The sequence below is a fragment of the Mesorhizobium sp. M7A.F.Ca.US.006.04.2.1 genome (assembly GCF_004022915.1).
Taxonomy (GTDB): Bacteria; Pseudomonadota; Alphaproteobacteria; order Rhizobiales; family Rhizobiaceae; genus Mesorhizobium; species Mesorhizobium ciceri.
This window is the reverse complement of the sequence record NZ_RZQA01001217.1, coordinates 1-1377: the sequence shown is the minus strand read 5'-3', so window position 1 is coordinate 1377 and position 1377 is coordinate 1. Positions and strand designations below refer to the sequence as shown.

The following is a 1377-nucleotide window of genomic DNA, read 5'->3' as shown; positions in this document are numbered from 1 at the left end:
AGCTCGAACCACGGATCACCGAGTTCAGGCTGGAAACCAAGACGCCACGCGGCCCACTGCGTCGCGACCCACATAGTGACGAGCACGATCAGAAGCACGGCAAGAAGCTGCCCCCACAATATCCTGGTCGCCGGCACGTCTCATCTCTCTGGCAGAGGATCGGGAATCTACAGAAATATCGAATTTCCGCATAGGCAAGAACTCAAGACAGATTACCGAACCGCGGCGTAGCCCGACCTAAACGGACGTGCAGTGTGCGGGGCCATTCCTACTGATCGAGAAGTGATTGCGCAGACACCTATGCCGTCTGGTGTGTGCGTCGCCATGACGGGAGTTTCGGAATGACTACAACGGAACCGCAAGCAGACCGACAGCTTCTGGCAGCAATCTTCGATTGCGGGCATCCAGTTTAGCGTGGGCGTGGTGTTCACGATAGGAATCGGAAGGGTCGTCAAACTGTAGCCGCTTGCATGACGCGTTTAGTCTTGTCCATTGCCAAAGGCGTAGCGCCGTCGCAATCCAAAAGCTGGTGGACTGCCGTTGTAAGGGGCCGGTATCAGCTCTCCACATCTGGTCCGTTTGGTGATCCCGCCACGACGATTGCACCCCATTCCCGGGGTGCTACATCAGCAAACGACTGTGAAAAGGTCCAATTGTGGCCGGCGAGGTCACGGCAGGAATATTGACGCTCGCCATAGGGATGGCTCGTTGGCCTGCTGAGAATAGCTGCGCCATGCCGCGCGGCTCGCCTGTGGTGCGCGTCGACATCCTCGACGCGTACCATCACTGCGAATGGCCCACCTGTCCGCGTCAATCCTCCAGACTTCAATTCTGTGACGACGACGGCGCCGTCTGCGAAGCCGAGCTGGGCACGGTGATTGCCGATCATCAGCCGTATTTCGAAGCCGAAGGCCTCGCAAAGCCATTGGCTGGCCGTCTCGACATCAGGATACGAAAGCACCGGTATGACCGTGCTCGTGGGCATCGAGCGATTTTCGATCATGGTCATCTCCTATGCTGCCTTGAAAGGATTGAAGGCTCTCAGCGAAGAGCCTTCAACTATAGGGCGACCAACATTGTTGGCGAGGGCCATTATAGGGCTGGTAGGTGTTGTCCCAGGCGCGGTAGGAGACGTAGCGCTCGTAACACCAACGCACATGCGCTGCTTCCAATCGGACCGCCGGACTTGGCGCTACCGGTGCGACGGTCGCCGCCGCGACACCGGCGGCAAAGGCAGCGGCGGGGAACCAGTAGCCGTTGTAATAGCGATAACCTGGCCGCACGCGGACATAGCCGCGATAGCCATTGTAGTAGTATCCGCCGCCGACGACGTAGAAACCGCGCTGAAACCAGACCGGCGTCGGCGCTGTAGTGACC

At 58.8% G+C, this 1377-nt stretch carries 2 protein-coding genes; both read right to left on the bottom strand.

Annotated elements, in window-relative coordinates; genetic code table 11:
- Positions 1 to 556: 556 nt before the first annotated feature.
- The gene (locus tag EN925_RS35955; RefSeq protein ID WP_127369667.1) at positions 557 to 1003 is read right to left on the bottom strand and encodes a VOC family protein; all 447 of its coding nucleotides are present in this window, start codon (positions 1001 to 1003) and stop codon (positions 557 to 559) included.
- Positions 1004 to 1055: 52 nt separating this feature from the next.
- Positions 1056 to 1377: BA14K family protein (locus tag EN925_RS35950; RefSeq protein ID WP_164894661.1), on the bottom strand; the 322-nt coding region annotated here is incomplete at its 5' end.